The sequence below is a fragment of the Flavobacterium sp. LHD-85 genome, from assembly GCF_030929595.1.
GTDB lineage: Bacteria > Bacteroidota > Bacteroidia > Flavobacteriales > Flavobacteriaceae > Flavobacterium.
In genome coordinates this window covers 215,303-232,756 of the sequence record NZ_JAVFVR010000008.1, presented here as the reverse complement: position 1 = coordinate 232,756, position 17,454 = coordinate 215,303, and the positions used below count along the sequence as shown (strand labels likewise).

Genomic DNA, 17,454 nt, shown 5'->3' with positions numbered 1-17,454 from the left:
GGCTTGTATTAGAAAAGATCGTTTGCAGTGATACTTTTATCGTGTTTTGTATATTCTACTGGACGTTTCGCAAAGAAATCGTCTAAACTGTTCGCAAAAACCTCCTCTTCAAACCAAGTCATTTTTGAGTATTCTTCTGGAGAAACATTAAAAATAGTTTCGATATTGATTTGTTTCAAACTTTCGTCAATTCTAAATTTCATGAAGTTTACCAAATCTTCTTTGTTTATGGTTTCAACCGCTCCATTTTCAAAAATCCAATCTAAAATATCAGCTTCAACAGAAATTGATTCTTTAACCGTTTCTCTAATTAATTCTAAAGTTTCTGCATCGAAATATTCTGGAAACTCTTCACGGATTTTATTAATGATATAAATTCCGCCATTGGCATGAATTTGCTCGTCAATCGAAGTCCAAGCAATAATATTGCTCACATTTTTCATATAACCTTTGAATCTTGTGAATGACAATAAAATGGCAAATTGGCTGAAAAGTGATACATTTTCAATCAAAATACTGAATAAAATCAGCGAAACCATATATTTTCTGTTGTCCTGAGATTTTGTATCTTTCAATACGTTCGAAAGATAATCTACACGTCTGCGTATTACAGGAACATCCAATAGTTTTTCGAATTCGTCATTATATCCTAAAACTTCCAGCAAACGTGAATAGGCCTCAGAATGTCTAAATTCACATTCTGCAAAAGTAGTTCCCAAACCGTTGAATTCTGGTTTTGGAAAATGCTCATATATATTACCCCAAAAACTTTTTACAGCTACCTCAATCTGCGCAATTGCCAATAAACTATTTTTGATTGCTGTTTTTTCTGCCAAATCCAAATGCGCATGAAAATCTTGCGTATCGGCAGTAAAATCTACTTCAGTGTGTACCCAATAAGCTTTATTAATAGCTTCGGTAAATTGCAGAACCTCAGGATATTCAAAAGGTTTATAATTGATTCTTTTATCAAAAATTGACATATATATAGAGTTTTAAGTGACTATTTTGAAATAGAAATACGAGCGCTTATTTTGGGGAGGTATTAGCGTGATTTCTATAATTACAAATTTAACCCACAGTTATTCTTTTGTGTAGTTTTAGATGTTAAAAATCTGTCCAATTATCAACAGTTTTAAAACTTCAAAAATTCACTTCAAACCAAATTTTATCAACATGAAAATAATGTTCTGTAATTTGCAATGAACTAGCTGTTTCCCTAAAAATAACACGAAGTTATCAACATGAAAAGAATTGCTTTTTGAGGGCAGAAATAAAAACAGTTATCAACATTTGGATTTTGAAAATCGAAATTTGAAAAGGAATTTCAATTGAAAAAAAAGCTATTTATTAATAATTATTCTAAATAACATTCTACACCACAAAAACATAACAATCTTTACTACAGCAATTTAAAATATACACATTATAAAAAAGCATTAAAAATCCATGAGAAAACAACAAGATGAAGGTAAAAAATCTACTCAAATCTCACTTCCAAAAGTCTTAACATTAAAAAAGAGAAAGAAGCAACAATTCCTTATTATAAGGAGAACTTTTTTTCTGAGAAAAGACAATTTCATTATGGTACAAAAGCTAACTAAATTAAAACAAAATTAAAATTTACTTAAGCAATCCTTAATTTTTAGAAAAACTATACCAAAATGCCTTTTTACACTAAATTATTCTTGGTTTAAGAATATTAATTTTTACATTTGCTTTTATTTTTATTTATTCTAAATAGAATAAAATATTCCCGAAAATAATTTTAATCTTGAACAATTCAATAACCATAAATTATCGAAACATGAAAAAGAATCTTTTTGTTTCTTTTGCATTTGCTGCGACTCTATTTGTAAGTGCTCAGCAAAAAAATGCGTTGCTTGACGCTGCTTTCTGGAAAACTTCACCAACTGTTGAAACAGTTCAATCAGAAATTGCTAAAGGAAACAATCCAGCTGAAGCTAATGCAAACGCATTTGATGTTACAACTTTAGCCATTAATAATGATGCTCCTTTTGCAACTATCAAATTTTTAGTAGAACAGCCTGGAAATTCAATTACAAAATTAACTCACGATAATCGTATCTACCTGCACTGGGCTGCCTATAGAGGAAATACAGAATTAGTTCAATATCTAATTGCTAAAGGTTCTGACGTAAATTTTGAAGACAGCCACGGAACCGCTCCTGCTGATTTTGCAGCTTCAAACGGTCAGTCAGATGCTGCGATGTATGATGCTTTCTTTAAAGCAGGTCTTAATCCGACAAAAAAATATGCTAATGGGGCAAACCTTTTGCTTTTAGCCATTGCTTCCGATAAAGATTTAAAAGCTGCAGACTATTTTTCTACTAAAGGAATGTCTTTAAAAGATGTTGATAATGACGGGAACACAGCATTTTCATATGCGGCAAGATCTGGAAATATCGCTCTATTGAAAAAACTTTTAGAAAAAGGTGTTAAACCAACCGATGGCGCGCTTTTATTTGCTGCACAAGGAAGCCGAAGAGAAACAAATACTCTTGAAACTTATAAATATTTGGTTGAAGAAGTAAAAATTAAAGCAACGGCTCAAAACAAAGCGGGACAAAATGTATTGCACTTTTTAGCAGGAAAACCAAACCAGGCAGAAATTATTCAATATTTCTTAGGAAAAGGAGTTGATGCAAACAAAGCAGATAAAGAAGGAAATACACCACTTATGGCGGCAGCTGGAGCAAGAGAAACTGCTGTTTTAGAATTGCTTCTTCCGTCTGTTAAAAATATCAATGCTCAAAATCTAAAAGGAGAATCGGCTTTGACATTTGCTGTAAAAAATGGATCTCCTGAAGCTGTAAGTTTACTTTTGGCTAAAGGTGCCGATGTAAATGTAAAAGATAAAGACGGAAACAATCTAGGCGTTTATTTAGTACAATCTTATCGCCCAGCAGGGAGAGAAAAAGCGACTACAGATCCTTTTGATGCAAAAGCAAAATTACTTCAGGATAAAGGTTTAAATCTTGCTGCTCCTCAAAAAGATGGAAACACTTTATATCATTTAGCAATCACTAAAAATGATGTTTCGCTTCTTAAAAAAATTACAGATTTAAAAGTAGATATCAACGCTAAAAACAAAGACGGTTTAACAGCTTTGCACAGAGCGGCAATGACTTCTAAAGATGATGCTATTTTAAAATATTTAGTTTCAGCTGGAGCTAAAAAAGACATCAGCACAGAGTTTGACGAAACGGCTTATGCATTAGCAAAAGAAAATGAACTGCTTACCAAAAACAATATCTCAGTTGAGTTTTTAAAATAACTTTTACATAGTTATGAGTTTTGAGTTATGAATTATGAGTTAAAAATCTAAATCTACAATTCATAATTCAAAACTAATAACTCAAAACTCATAATTCATAATTCATAATTCATAATTCATAACTTATTTTCATGAAATCAATATTAAAAATTGCTCTTACAAGCGCTTTTATCTTCTTAGTTTCTTTTCAATCTCAAGCACAATCGAGCAAGTATAAAATCATGCTTCAAATGAATAACTATATGGGTGAAGGTGCTTATATCGTTGTTTCTCTTGTTAATTCGGCTGGTGAGTACGAAAAAACGCTTTATGTAATGGGCGATGACAAAAAATGGTACAAATCATTAAAAGAATGGAACAAATTCCATACTCAGAAAAATGATGATATCAGCGCTAAAACTGGTGCTTCTGTAACTGGTGGAGACCGCAGTGTAACGACAATCGAAATTGAAAATTCTAAAATCAATAAAGGCTATAAACTTCGTTTTGAGTCGGCTGTTGAAGACCAGAAATATTATGTAAGCGATCTTGAAGTTCCGCTTACAACTGAAGGCCTGGCTAATAAAACAGATGGCAAAGGCTATATTAAATATGTAAGATTAAACAAAATATAATCTTTAGCACATTATTTTTTAACCTTACAATGAGTACAAATTTTATTTTTGTGCTTTGAATTAAAATCTGAGCTTTGTCATCGTTTTAAACCTTGACAAAGCTTTAAACGTTTTTATAATAGAATACACTCAATGACTCTTTCTTTCTGGCGTTACGCACATTTGGCTCTGGCCTTATTTTCTTCTATTTTTTTGCTTTTGGCATCGGTAACAGGAATCATTCTGGCAGTCGATGCGGTTCAGGAAAAAACACTTCCGTACAAGGCTGAAAATTTCAACGAAATAACTCTAGGCGAAACACTTCCAATTTTAAAGAAAGAGTACTCTGAAATTACCGAATTGAGTGTAGATTACAATCAGTTTGTAACGCTTCAAGCTATTGATGCTGATGGAAATGACGTTAAGGCATACATTGATCCAAAAACAGGAAAAGCATTAGGAACTCCAGCAAAGAAATCCGAATTCATAAATTGGATTACGAGTTTACACCGTTCGTTATTTCTTCATGAAGCAGGACGCTTTTTTGTTGGGGTAATTTCTTTTTGTTTATTTCTAATATCAATTTCAGGTTTCGTACTAGTTTTAAAAAGACAGCGTGGCATCCGAAATTTCTTTTCTAAAATAATCAAAGAATATTTTGCGCAATATTATCATGTTTTTTTAGGAAGACTAGCTCTGATTCCTATTCTAATCATTGCGCTTACGGGAACTTATTTATCGCTAGAAAGATTCAACTTTTTTATGGGTGAAGAAAAAGCAAAACCCATAAAAACAGAACTTTCAGAAAAGGCGAAAACAGTTTCAATCTTTAAAACGACTTTATTATCTGATGTAAAGAAAATCGAATTCCCATTTACAGATGATCCCAAAGAGTATTATATTATTGAATTGAAAAATCGAGAAGTTGAAGTAAATCAGGTTACAGGCGCTATTATTTCTGAAAAACGCTCTCCAATGACTGCACAATTTGCAGCGTTAAGTCTTGATCTTCATACGGGAAGAATTAACGGAATCTGGGCTGTTATTTTGGCAATTGCCTGCATTAATATTCTCTTCTTTATTTATTCTGGTTTTGCAATTACTTTGAAAAGAAGGTCTAGTCGAATTAAAAATAAATTTAAGGCTAACGAAAGTACTTTTATCCTTTTAGTCGGTTCAGAAAACGGAAGCACTTTCCGATTTGCCAATGCCATTCAGAAACAATTAATTGATCACGGACAAAAAGTTTTTGTTAGCGAATTAAATAAATTTACAGCTTATCCAAAAGCAGAGCATATTGTTGTTTTTACTTCAACGCATGGTTTGGGAGATGCGCCTTCTAACGGAACACAGTTTAAATCTTTAATAGAAAAACAAAATCAAGAGCAGCATATCAATTTCTCTGTCGTTGGTTTTGGTTCAAAATCATATCCAGATTTTTGTCAATTTGCTATTGAAATTGACGAGCTTTTAGGGAAACAAAAATGGGCAGATCGTTATTTAGATCTGAAAACTGTCAATGATAAATCGGCTGTTGAATTTGTAGAATGGGTGAAATTATGGAGCGAAAAAACAGGGATTCCGTTGGCAACAACGCCATCCCTATATAATCATATTCCAAAAGGTCTGCAAAAGTTAATGGTTTTAGATAAAACACCAATTTCAGAAACTGAACATACTTTTATTCTAACTTTAAAATCGAATTCAAGAACTAAATTCAGTTCTGGAGATTTATTGGCGATTTATCCTGCCAACGATTCTAGAGAACGCCTCTACTCTATTGGGAATCATTCTGGCAATATTCAGCTAGTTGTAAAATTACATCCAAACGGATTGGGTTCTGGGTTTTTGAATGCTTTAGAACCAGGAAATGTAATTAAAGCACAGATTGTTAAAAATCCTGCTTTTCATCTTCCAAAGAAAGCTTCTAAAGTGGCTTTTATTTCTAACGGAACAGGAATTGCCCCCTTCTTAGGAATGATAGAGCAGAATAAAGCAAAACAGGAGCTTCATTTGTACAGTGGATTCAGAATGGAAACACCAACATTAATGGCGTATAAAAAGTTTGCCGGAATCATGATTCAAAAAGAACACCTGGATAATTTTCATGTGGCGCTATCTCGTGAAGCAGAGCATATTTATGTAATGGATTTGATTAAGAGAGATGCTAATTTCTTTGTAAATTTATTGAACAAAGGCGGCGTTATTATGATATGCGGTTCGCTTGCGATGCAGAAAGATGTTGAGAATATTTTAAGTGAATTGTGCGAAGCAAAAGGATTAAAAACGCTCTCTGAATATAAAGCCAATAAACAGTTTTTGACAGATTGTTATTAGAACAATTGATAATTGATAATTGATAATTGTTGATTTTGATTACGTACAAATCCCAGAGGGATGGCATATTTATAGATTAAATTTGATTTACACACAAACAAAACCCCAGAGGGGTGACATAGACAATCTCGAAATAAATATCGCTCCGCTGGAGCTTTATTCATCGGCAACAAATCTATTTCTATAAATATTATGCTCCTCTGGAGCCTTTTTAAAACGCTATAAATACATTTTGATGCATAAATTATTGTCGTATAAAGTTTCATTGTTTTTTGTAATTGCTTATTGTTTATCAGCACATTCGCAAGTAATACGAAAAAGAACTACGCTTCTCATGGGCGGACGTTTTGATATTTCTATTGTAGACAAAGATTCTCTTTCGGCAGAAAAAAATATAGATGAAGTTATTGCCGAAATTACACGAATTGAATATTTAATCTCCGATTGGAAACCCACTTCTCAAGTTTCTGAAGTCAATCAGAATGCTGGAGTAAAACCTGTAAAAGTCGATCGTGAAGTTTTTGAATTGACTAAAAGAGCTATCAAACTTTCTGAAATCACAAATGGGGGTTTTGATATTAGTTTTGCGGCAATGGATAGAATCTGGAAATTTGACGGTTCGATGACCGAAATGCCTTCGGCGGAAGCCATAAAAAAATCGGTGGAAAAAGTGGGCTATAAAAACATTATTCTAGACAGCACAGAATCGACTATTTTCTTAAAATTAAAAGGAATGAAAATTGGATTTGGCGCTTTAGGCGAAGGTTATGCAACCGATAAATGCCGCACCATGATGATTGCAAAAAGTGTTCAAGCCGGAATTATAAATGGTTCTGGAGACATGAGCACTTGGGGAAAACAACCCAACGGAAAAGATTGGAAAATCGGAATTACAAATCCGTTTAAGCCAGATAAGATTTTAGCGGCAATTCCTCTTAAAGAAGGTGCTGTAACGACTTCTGGCAGTTATGAAAAGTTTGTTGTTTTTAATGGAAAACGCTATTCGCATATTATAAATCCCGCAACGGGTTATCCTGCCACTGGTTTATGCAGTGTTACCGTTTTTGGTCCGAACGCTGAAACCGCCAACGGATTAAGTACTTCTATGATGGTATTAGGTCAGAAAGAAGGTTTGCTTTTACTTCAAAAATTTCCAGATTATAGCTGTGTTTTGATTACCGATAAAGGGAAAATTGTTAAGTCTAAGAATTTCTCTTATAAGTTATGAGTTATGAGTTATGAGTTTTGAGTTATGAGTTTTGAGTTGCCTTCAGCTTTAGCTGGAGGTATAAATAAATCTACATACAGGGCTTTAGCCAAACTTATTTCGGCTAAAGCCTTTTTCATTTCCTTTAAAAATAACCTCCAGCTAAAGCTGGAGGCAACTTATAAATAAGCTTTGAGGCCTTGCTCCCGATAACTATCGGGATTGCGAGATTATTTCATTTGTAATAAAAACACTTTACGCAAATCCTTCTCCCGAAACTTCGGGATTGCTCAAGAAGACAACCGCATTACCAATTATCAATTATCAATTGGCAACTCATAACTCATAACTCATAACTCAAAACTCCAAAAGACAACATTAAAATAACATTAGAACCTCACTCTAAATTCTAATAATCTTCTAATTGCTTTATTTAGATTAAATTTAAATTATCACATAAGTTTGCAGTCCGATAAATAGTAAACTTACATGAGAATTCTTTACGCTCTCCTTTTTATGATGACTTTTACTGGCTGGTCTCAAACCGGAAAAATTACAGGAAAAGTCTATTTTACCAATAATGAAACTGCTTTTGGAGCGTCGGTTCAAATAACGGGAACTAAAAAGTTTGTTGTAGTTGATAATGACGGTCAATTTGAAATAAAAGGTTTGGCATACGGAAGTTACGACTTGGAAATTTCTTCAATGGAAGCTAAGCCAAAAACGGTAAACATTTCTGTAAATCGTCCATCTCATCAAATCAACATTGCATTAGAAAAAATAACAGATCCTAAAGCGCTTAAAGAAGTCAAAATTGAGAAGAAAACATTCAAAAAAGACATTATAGAAAAAGGTTTTGCAGTAAATGTTATCGAAACGCAAGAAGCAGCAAAAAGAAACTTGCAAACCAACGATTTATTAGATCGTTCTGGCGGAGTAAGAATCAGACAAAATGGAGGATTGGGTTCTGCTGTAACGTACAATATTAACGGAATGTCAGGAAATGCGATTCGAATTTTCATTGACGGAGTTCCAATCCAAACCTATGGCGCATCTTTCAGTTTAAATAGTATTCCGCCAGCTTTAATTGAAAGAATTGAGGTTTTTAAAGGTGTTGTTCCAGCTTATTTAGCCGATGATTCACTTGGAGGCGCAATCAATGTGGTTTTAAAGAAAGGAGCTAAAAACAGTTTAAATGCTTCTGTTTCTTATGGATCATTCAATACAGTGCAATCGAATGTGAATGCTTCGTACAGAGATAAAAACGGTTTTACTGTAAAAGCAAATGCATTTCAGAATTACTCGGATAATGATTATGAAGTTTGGGGGAAATGGGTTTACAATATCGCTCCAAACGGACGTTACGAATACATTCGCGCCAAACGATTTGAGAGCATGTACCGTTCTTTTGGTGGGCGACTAGAAGCTGGTTTTACCAATGTCGATTGGGCAGATAATTTACTTATCAGTTATAACGGTTCGCAAGACTACAATCAGATTCAGCACGGGCAATACATGACAAAGCCTTATAAAGGTCGTTTTAGCGAATCGGCAGCTAATGTTTTCAGTTTAAATTATAGCAAAAAAGATTTCTTAATTAAAAATCTTGACTTCTCACTTATTTCAGTTTACAGTCACAGAAACGATGTAATCAATGATACCGTAAAATGGAACTACAACTGGAATGGCGAAAAAGCGCTTGGTTTGTATGGTCAGCCTATTTTAACCAATACTGGAGCACAGCAAGGGGCACCAACGATAAATCATATGAAATCGGATATTTTTAATACTCGAGCTGGTTTAAGTTATACGATTACTGAAAATCACAAGGTACTTGTAAATGTTATGACTTACATTCTTGATCGAAATGATTATGATGAAATGCAACCAGAAATTACTAGAAACTTTATAATTACAAGAGATTTAGCTAAAACGGTTTCTTCTTTTGCTTATGAAATGACAGCGTTTCAGTCTCGACTGAGAGCCAATCTTTTCCTAAAAAACTACAATATGAAGAACGAACAGAGAGATCCTCAGATTGTAACCGAAAACGGGCAAAATGTCGTAAAAGAAGTGGTTACATCTAAAAGGACAAATTACAATGGATACGGAATGGCAACTTCCTACTCTATTCTTCCTAAAGTAATGGTTATGGCATCAGCCGAAAAGGCAATCAGACTTCCTTCAGAAAATGAAATATTTGGTAATCCGGGAGAAAATATCATCAGCAATTCTGGTCTAAAACCTGAGCAGAGCAATAATTTTAATGCAGGTCTTCGTTTTGGCCCATACGATATTAATCATCACAAATTTACGGTTTCAGGAAATGCTTTCTGGAGAAATACCGAAGACAAAATTGTTCGCCAAATTAGTGATCGTGTAAATGAAGCCATTCAAGCTTCGCCATTCGTGAACTTAGGGAAAGCACAATCTGTAGGTTTTGAAGCTTCTTTTCAATACTCCTTCAACAATCGCTTTTTTGCAGGTATGAATCTTTCAAAATTCAATTCGCTATTTAAAGACAAATATGATAAAAACGGAAATATTCTTCCGAATTACAACAAACAGCTTCCGAATGAACCTTTCTTTAATTTGAATGCCAATCTTCAATACAACTTTAGAAATGTAATTCAGAGCAAATCAGAGCTTAATTTGTATTACTACTGTGGTTATGTTGCACCATTTTATACTTCGTGGCTTGAAACCGACAGAACTACAGCACAGTTTCCTCAAGATTTAGGTTTGAGCTATGTTTTTCCGAACAAGCAGTTTACCGTAAGTTTTGATGCTAGAAATGTTTTTGACGAACAGGTTTACGACAATTTTGCGGCTCAAAAACCAGGAAGAGCCTTTTATGTAAAACTCAACTATACCTTAAATAAATTTTAATCATTCAATACATAACTAATTTTTAAATGCAATAAAAATGAAAAAAAACACATTTAAATTATTTACTTCTAGCTTGCTAGTTGGTGCGTTTGCATTGACCACAGCTTGCAGCAGCGACGATAATAAAAATACAGAACCTGTAAACCCAGAAACAGACGGACGCTGGATTACCGTAGCTGGGGCAGTAATGCAGACAGAACCTGGAGACGGAAATGGCGGAACTAAAATTTATGCCATCAGCAAAGAAAACGCTATTGATCCTAACTTTTCTGTAAATGTTTACGATCAAGGTTCTCCTGTGCAATCTAGCAGAACAGCTCGTTTACAATCTTCTGTAGACGGTAATACGCTTTTTAACATTACTTACAATGGTGCAAATGGCGGTGAGTTTATGACTTATAAAGTTAACGGAGCCAACAATTTCTTAGAATCAACTGCAAAAGTGAACATTTCTCAATATGCAGGAATAACTCCTAGATGGGTAAAACTTTTTGATGGGGATAAAACTGGTGTAGCAGTAAATGTAACTGCTCCTGTTGTGAATGTAAACGAAGACAAATCATATAAAAACACGAGAGGAAAAGCGACCGTTTTGTCTTTGGATATGAAACAGACTTTAATTTCGGCTTACAAGCAATATGATATTCCGTTAACTGCTGAAGAAGAAGCTCAAGGGCATCACATTTTCCGTTTAGATGCTCCAACTTTAAACAAAGCAGGAAACAAATTAATCATCGGAACTTGGATGCGTAAAACTAACCTTGCCGATCCGTCAAAAAATGAAAGTTCTTTTACACGTTTAGGATCTAAATCGGTTGTGGTAGATTATCCTTCTTTAGAAAATCCAGTGGTAATTACTTCAAAAGTTGGATTTGGTGATACTAGCGGATACAGAAGTTTCAACAGTTTTGTAGCTACCGACGGAAACATTTATCAGGCAACACAAAGAGATACTCAAAAAGGTTCTTATATTTTAAAAATCAATCAAAACAATCAATACGATGACAATTATGTGTTTAGTTTAGATACTGCTTTAGGCGTTAAAGGAAGCTATATCGATGCGTGGAGATATGTTGGAAACGGAATTGCTTATGCAGTTTATACTTTTGAAGGAACAAATCAAGGATATTTAGCAAGACTTGATTTGAATGCAAGAACAGCGCAAAAAGTTGAAGGTATTGATTATGATGCAGATTTAGATTTCGGTCAATATCAAGGTTTTGTAGTTGATGGAAACAACTTCTACATTGCTGTAACTCCGGTTGGAAAAGACGGTAACATTTATGTAATTGATATCCCTTCTGGAAAAGTTACTAAAGGTGCCAAATTATTAAACAAACCAGGAAACCACTACATTGGGGTATTCTAAAAATATACGGCTGTGAAAACAGTCTGTGAAAAATTCATCACTTGAGTTTTTTTTTAATCGAACATTCCGCTTCTATTTATAGTAAGCGGAATGTTTTTTTAATACATTGTGAGCAGTTGGAGTGTATTTTATTTTAACACATAGAAACATAGATTTTCATTGCTTCTATTTGAGATTATTGAAAAAGCAAGCTTTAACACATAGCTATGCTTTTTTAAACAAGTGAAACGCCTTTATCAAGCTTGTAAAACTATGTTTCTATGTGTTTAAAAATTTTAACCAACAGTTTATGATTAGAATTTTGAAGCAAATTCTTTTGCAAAATCCTCTAATTTGATTTTACCAGTCGCATTTTTATCAGTATTTAAGAAATCAGCAGCGATGGTTTCGTTTCTTAATCCAGTTCCCATTTCGGTATACAAACCTGCCATTTCTTCTGGAACTCCCGCTTGAGTCATCCCGCCAAAATATTGTTCGTCTGTAAATTCAACCCATGGTAATTCTGGTTTTCCAATTACGGTTCCAAATGCTTTTACAATTTCTGAAGGTGTTTTTACATCACTGATAATGTAACGGATGTTTTTACCTTCTGTAGTTTTCTGTAATTCTTCGGCAGCTGCGTTGGCAATATCTTCCGGATGCACTAGCGGAATACGATTTGATGCTGGAAAATTGGCTCCCATTATCCCCGCTCCTTTTATCATCGGGATGTCATTTAAAAAATTAAGGTAGAAATATCCTGCTCTTAAAAAAGTAATTGAAGCATCTAATTTTTCATAAATCTTCTCAATATTATGCAATCCTGCAATGGGTCCGTTTCCTGTTGGCAAATCGGCTCCAATACTGCTTAACATAACCACTCTTTTAATATTAGCTGTTTGGATTGCATTCGCGAAAGCGCTACCCGCATCTGTAGTATTCTTAACGATATTTACTCCTCCCATATTTGGCGGTGTCATGGCAAAAAGAGCATCTGCACCAGCAAAAATTTTAGAAAGAAAATCGGAATCGCTAACCGATCCAATTGCTGCTTTTGCGCCTAATTCTTCAATGGCAGATTTTCTATCGGCATTACTGCTAATAACCGTTACATCGTGCCCTGATTTTACCAATTGTACCGTTAATGGCTTTCCTATGTTTCCTAATGAACCTGAGATTATAATTTTCATCTTAAAATGTTTTTTTATTTAACAAGACAAAGGTATCTTTGTACTTACTTTTATACAAGTACTTACCCTAAAGTATGTATTATGACCGCAATTAAAGAATCGTCTACTATTCAGGAAAACAAGCAGTATGCCTTAGAAAAATGTCCCGTGACTTTTGTTATGGAGAAAATTGGAGGTTACTGGAAACCCATTATTTTATTTCATTTATCAACTGGAGATAAACGTTACAGCGAATTGAAAAGAGCTATTCCGGCCGTAACAGAAAAAATGCTTATTCAGCATTTAAAACAATTAGAAGCTGACGGATTAGTTATTCGGGAAGCAAAACCCGTTGTACCGCCATTTGTCACTTATAAATTAAGCAATGCAGGAACTGGTTTGATGCCTGTAATTGATGCCATGGCTTCATGGGCTTTTAAAATGAAAGACGGTGTCTATAACATTTAATAAACACCGCCTTTATACCTAATTATTCTCCTTTATCTTCTTGATTTTGTCTATCATTTTTTCTGCATTCCCGTTTGTTCCACCAAATTTTATTGCTTTTTCGTAGCTGTTTAATGCTAAATCGTATTGTTTATTTGTGTAATAGGCTTCCCCTAAACTATCAAATAGATTTGCATTTGCAGAAAATTCTTTTGTTGCCAATTTAAATATTTCTATTGACTCACTATTTTTGCCAGCCCTTAATAGTTCATATCCTAATGTATTCAGTTCACTTGGGTTCGCAAAGCTGTACTCTTTCTCAGAATTTTTTTTGAGAAAATAGTATGTTTCAATACCTTTATCTACATCATTAAGCGCTTCTTTTCTTATCGCTCGATAAATAGATTTTTTCGGGATTTCGTATTCTTTTCCTAACATTAAGTTGTGAATAATATGCCCTAGATCCCAAACTCTATTTAGATTATTGGACAATAGAATTATCGTGATCTTATTTTTAAAATCGTTTAAAAAAATGGATTCAAATTTATACGATACTCCATTGTGTCTCTGCAGTTCATCTTTTTCAAAGTATCTGCCAAGTGATCCGCCTTCGTCAATTGCATATGGATTTTGCAGCAGCGTATAGAAGGACTCTTTTGATATTAAACGATTATTATTCATCGCCTTAATCCATTTATAGAGATCATTTATATCTACCCAAAGCCATCCGCTAATAAATTCCAACTCTGGGCATTTCAAATTATCAAAATCATAACAAGACGTTCGATTTTTATAGCCAATTTTTGGCTCAAATACCGAATTTGTCATTTTCAATGGTTTAATTATATTTTTAGTAACAAATTCTTCATATGGTATTCCAGATACCTTTTCAATAATCCTTCTTTGCAAAAAAACATTACTATTGTCATACCTATAAGCAGTTCCAGGTTCAAACAACAAACTATCGCTGTTTTTTAAGATTTCCCAAGCTTTCTCATCATTTTTAGGCACAAGTGGGTCAATTCTAGGAATACCACTAGCATAATTGATAAGATGTCTTATCGTAATTTTTTCTGACCATTTGGGCAACCCTAAATTAAATTTGGATATTTTGTCATCCAGATTAAGAAGGCCACGTTCAGCCAAAATCATTATTGAAACCGCATTAAATTCCTTTGCAATAGAGCCAATGTTAAATATTGAATTATTGCTTAAAGCAGTTTGCTTCGTTTCATCGGTAAAACCAAATGATTTTTGGTAGATGATTTTATCATTTTTAGCGATCAGGACATTTCCATTAAATAAACCCCTTTCATAGCAAGTTGCCATTAAAGAATCAATTTGGTTGATATTAGCTAATTCCTGTTTAGTCGAATTTTGATGTATTTTCTCTGCTTCTTTTAAATTATTTAATTTTTGGGCAGAAAGCGCATTTGTAAATAAAATTACTGCTACTAATAAAAATTTGATCTTCATTTTTAATTATTTTTTTCGGAGATAGAATTTGATTGATTGTCTAAAACTTGCTGCAAATATGCTTTAAAACGTCTCAATAAACGACCGACTAAAAAAAGTCGAACCCTTTTCTAAGAAAAAATGAATTAATTTGAAGGCTTTCTAAAATCACTTGGAGTTTTTCCAGTATATTTTTTAAAAGAAGCACTAAACGACGATTTGGAATTGAAACCAACCTTATAGAGAATTTCTTGAATGGTAAGTTCTTTTTGTAAAGGATCTTTAAGTATTTCTTTAGCTTTTTCGATTCTATATTCATTTACGAAATCAAAAAAGTGCTTATTCATATACAGGTTAATTAACGTAGATAAATCTTTAACGGGCATTTTTAATTGTTCTGCCAAATCCTGAATCGTTAATGAACAGTCTAGATAAGGTTCATTTTTAATCATAAAATCTTTTAGAGATTCTATTTGCTTATTTTTTTCGTCATCAATTACAGGAGACAATTTTTGTTTTGGGGCAACGTCTGTAATCGATTTAAATTGAGAATTGATGCCTCTAAAAAACTCTGGATTATTTAACGCAACAAAAAGATACCAACAAGTACAAAATAAAAACGCAAACCCATCAAGGGTTACAATCCAAGCTCTTATTTCTCCCCAACCAAAGATAAAAGTAACAAGCCACCTTAAAAGCACAATAAAATGTAAAACATAATATAGAATTGTAATTTTATAAAGTGCGTCAAGCAAAGAGATATCTGGATTTGTATAATTCTCGAGATAGATGGTTTTAGATTTTCTAATCACCAAAAATGAAGCGATAAAGTAAACTTGGAATAAAAATTCAAAGAGAAAATAAAAAAACTGCATGGTAAAAGTCTGATTCATAGCATTTATGAAACTTATTTTCGCAGCCCTATCTTCAAAATATATCCCAGACATTAAATACAAATTGAAAGCAACAAACGGAATCGTGTGTAATAAATGTTTTGGTTTTAAGCGAAAGTTGGAAAAACAAATCGACAATACATAGAGATAAAACGATGCTGAAACCAAATAGTTAATACTCCAACGAAATGCTTCGAGATTGATGAAATTAACAGGGAAATCACGCATCAAAAATTTTAATGCATCTACGGCATTAGCAAAAAGAAAGAAAGCAAGAAGGCGATTTCCTAATTTATATTTTGTTTTAACGGTAAACAAAAATAAGGCAAGAAACAGCACCAAAAAAATTCCTATAAGTGCTGCTATTTCCAAAAAGCTGTATTTGTCCATAGTTTTTTAACTTACGCGCAATTTAAAATTTAAATAGGAAAGCTTAAAAAAGTATAGAAGATTTTCTCCAAATTTTAAAAAATATTTCGCCAAGTGCTAAAAGTGGTATTGTCATAAATAGTAACGCTGTCATGCTCTATGCTTATTTTGAAATAGTTAAAGACAAAGCATAAAAAATAAACCCTTAAAAAATCTTCCAAAATCTTGCAGTTGATCTAAGATCTAAGACTTACATAAAGTAAATAAAAATGGCGCCGACCGTATTTAGTTGGCGCCATTCGGCAATTTTTTATCTTTTTAGTGTTCTAAACTAATTTATTCTTTATTGAAAATAGCTTTGTTTTAATTTTGTTTAATAAAAATTAAAGCGTTCTCATAATTGGCTATTTGGATAAGCGCATTATAAATATATTTTGAGACCAAAGCTCCTCCGTCTGAATTAATCAGATCAATATCATCGTCTGGCGTGTGGTATTGCGGATGTCCACCTGTATGAAAACCAACAGCTGAAATAGATTCTTTGTAAAAAGAAACATGATCTGAGCCGCCCACATCACCTGCATGAATAACAGGATTTAATCCGCTATTTTCTTGCAGTTTTTTCATTAATTCTACTCCGTTCGGGAAAGTTCCTGCTCCGCCCATATAAAGCTCTTTTTTATCATTCAATCTTCCAACCATATCCATATTGAGCATAACTTTTACTGCTTCTTTTGGAACGGGAGGATGATTAATGAAATATTTAGAACCCAACAATCCTTCTTCTTCTCCGCTAAACGAAATAAAGATGATGCTTCGTTTAGGTTTTACTTTTTGTTTTGAAATTTCTTCTAAGATGCAAAGCAAAGCCGAAACTCCAGACGCATTATCATCGGCACCGTTATGAATGGCAAAAGCTTCTTTCTTTTTACTTCCAGAACCTTGTCCGCCCCAGCCCCAGTGATCGTAATGCGCACCAATTACTATGTATTCGTTTTTCAAATTAGGATCTGAACCTTCAATATAACCCACAACATTTTGCGTTGCCACACTATCCGATTTCATTTTATTGATTCCTTCTTTAACAAATACTTTGAAAGGCTGATAATAACTATCATTGAATTGCTGTAAACCATATTTCTTAAAATATTTTTTGATATATGCCGCTGCATCGTTATTTCCTTTAGTTCCCACAAAACGACCTTCCAATTTATCAGATGAAAGATATTTGTCATGTTTGTAAAAAGTATTAGCCATTTGTGCATTCACGAAAGTGCAGCAAAAGAAAAGAATTGCAATAAAAAGTTTTTTCATAATTAGTTATCTATAGAATGGAACGCGGGTGACACAGATTTGCTTTGCAAAGACGCGGATTTTTACTGATTAATTTTTTTTTTTTTTAAAACACATAGAAACATAGCTTACAATAACTCTAAAAAGGCGTTTCAC

12 protein-coding genes are annotated in these 17,454 nt (G+C 33.4%); 7 read left to right on the top strand and 5 right to left on the bottom strand.

Annotated features, from left to right (window positions below; genetic code table 11):
* Positions 1–8: 8 nt before the first annotated feature.
* On the bottom strand, positions 9–983 hold the full coding sequence (locus RB618_RS14990; protein WP_274257267.1) for a ribonucleotide-diphosphate reductase subunit beta: 975 nt from the start codon (positions 981–983) through the stop codon (positions 9–11).
* A gap of 824 nt (positions 984–1,807) precedes the next feature.
* Here RB618_RS14990 and RB618_RS14985 point away from each other — a divergent pair.
* From RB618_RS14985 to RB618_RS14960, 6 genes are all read left to right on the top strand, one after another.
* Positions 1,808–3,298 (top strand): ankyrin repeat domain-containing protein, encoded by a 1,491-nt coding sequence (locus RB618_RS14985; RefSeq protein WP_308069477.1) that lies wholly within the window; start codon positions 1,808–1,810, stop codon positions 3,296–3,298.
* Positions 3,299–3,429: 131 nt separating this feature from the next.
* Positions 3,430–3,912, top strand: coding sequence for a DUF2271 domain-containing protein (locus tag RB618_RS14980; RefSeq protein ID WP_308069476.1), 483 nt, complete (start codon positions 3,430–3,432; stop codon positions 3,910–3,912).
* A 132-nt stretch (positions 3,913–4,044) separates the two neighbouring features.
* Entirely contained in the window at positions 4,045–6,228 is a 2,184-nt protein-coding gene (locus tag RB618_RS14975) for a PepSY domain-containing protein (protein ID WP_308069475.1), read from the top strand.
* A gap of 235 nt (positions 6,229–6,463) precedes the next feature.
* Positions 6,464–7,456 carry an FAD:protein FMN transferase gene (locus RB618_RS14970; RefSeq protein WP_308069474.1) on the top strand — a complete coding sequence of 331 codons (993 nt, stop codon included), beginning with the start codon at positions 6,464–6,466 and terminating at the stop codon, positions 7,454–7,456.
* Between the two features lie 468 nt (positions 7,457–7,924).
* Positions 7,925–10,324, top strand: a complete 2,400-nt coding sequence (locus tag RB618_RS14965) for a TonB-dependent receptor domain-containing protein (protein ID WP_308069473.1) — start codon at positions 7,925–7,927, stop codon at positions 10,322–10,324.
* Between the two features lie 37 nt (positions 10,325–10,361).
* Positions 10,362–11,693, top strand: coding sequence for a hypothetical protein (locus tag RB618_RS14960; protein WP_308069472.1), 1,332 nt, complete (start codon positions 10,362–10,364; stop codon positions 11,691–11,693).
* 293 nt (positions 11,694–11,986) lie between these two features.
* Here RB618_RS14960 and RB618_RS14955 read toward each other — a convergent pair whose 3' ends face one another.
* Positions 11,987–12,862, bottom strand: coding sequence for an NAD(P)H-binding protein (locus RB618_RS14955; protein ID WP_308069471.1), 876 nt, complete (start codon positions 12,860–12,862; stop codon positions 11,987–11,989).
* Between the two features lie 81 nt (positions 12,863–12,943).
* Between RB618_RS14955 and RB618_RS14950 the strand changes: the two genes are divergently transcribed.
* Entirely contained in the window at positions 12,944–13,309 is a 366-nt protein-coding gene (locus RB618_RS14950; RefSeq protein ID WP_308069470.1) for a helix-turn-helix domain-containing protein, read from the top strand.
* 18 nt (positions 13,310–13,327) lie between these two features.
* Here RB618_RS14950 and RB618_RS14945 read toward each other — a convergent pair whose 3' ends face one another.
* The 3 genes from RB618_RS14945 to RB618_RS14935 all read right to left on the bottom strand — a co-directional run bounded on the left by RB618_RS14945 (position 13,328) and on the right by RB618_RS14935 (position 17,319).
* Complete coding sequence (locus RB618_RS14945; RefSeq protein WP_308069469.1) at positions 13,328–14,764, bottom strand: serine hydrolase; 1,437 nt, start codon at positions 14,762–14,764, stop codon at positions 13,328–13,330.
* A gap of 125 nt (positions 14,765–14,889) precedes the next feature.
* A complete protein-coding gene (locus RB618_RS14940; RefSeq protein WP_308069468.1) occupies positions 14,890–16,026 on the bottom strand; it encodes a helix-turn-helix domain-containing protein in 1,137 nt (378 codons plus the stop codon).
* A 342-nt stretch (positions 16,027–16,368) separates the two neighbouring features.
* Positions 16,369–17,319: a M20/M25/M40 family metallo-hydrolase gene (locus tag RB618_RS14935; protein ID WP_308069467.1), complete on the bottom strand. Its 951-nt coding sequence runs from the start codon at positions 17,317–17,319 to the stop codon at positions 16,369–16,371.
* Between the last annotated feature and the right edge of the window lie 135 nt (positions 17,320–17,454).

Coding starts and splice junctions, on each gene's coding strand:
- RB618_RS14990 (WP_274257267.1), bottom strand. CDS start 983: ATGTCAATTTTTGATAAAAGAATCAATTATAAACCTTTTGAATATCCT.
- RB618_RS14985 (WP_308069477.1), top strand. CDS start 1,808: ATGAAAAAGAATCTTTTTGTTTCTTTTGCATTTGCTGCGACTCTATTT.
- RB618_RS14980 (WP_308069476.1), top strand. CDS start 3,430: ATGAAATCAATATTAAAAATTGCTCTTACAAGCGCTTTTATCTTCTTA.
- RB618_RS14975 (WP_308069475.1), top strand. CDS start 4,045: ATGACTCTTTCTTTCTGGCGTTACGCACATTTGGCTCTGGCCTTATTT.
- RB618_RS14970 (WP_308069474.1), top strand. CDS start 6,464: ATGCATAAATTATTGTCGTATAAAGTTTCATTGTTTTTTGTAATTGCT.
- RB618_RS14965 (WP_308069473.1), top strand. CDS start 7,925: ATGAGAATTCTTTACGCTCTCCTTTTTATGATGACTTTTACTGGCTGG.
- RB618_RS14960 (WP_308069472.1), top strand. CDS start 10,362: ATGAAAAAAAACACATTTAAATTATTTACTTCTAGCTTGCTAGTTGGT.
- RB618_RS14955 (WP_308069471.1), bottom strand. CDS start 12,862: ATGAAAATTATAATCTCAGGTTCATTAGGAAACATAGGAAAGCCATTA.
- RB618_RS14950 (WP_308069470.1), top strand. CDS start 12,944: ATGACCGCAATTAAAGAATCGTCTACTATTCAGGAAAACAAGCAGTAT.
- RB618_RS14945 (WP_308069469.1), bottom strand. CDS start 14,764: ATGAAGATCAAATTTTTATTAGTAGCAGTAATTTTATTTACAAATGCG.
- RB618_RS14940 (WP_308069468.1), bottom strand. CDS start 16,026: ATGGACAAATACAGCTTTTTGGAAATAGCAGCACTTATAGGAATTTTT.
- RB618_RS14935 (WP_308069467.1), bottom strand. CDS start 17,319: ATGAAAAAACTTTTTATTGCAATTCTTTTCTTTTGCTGCACTTTCGTG.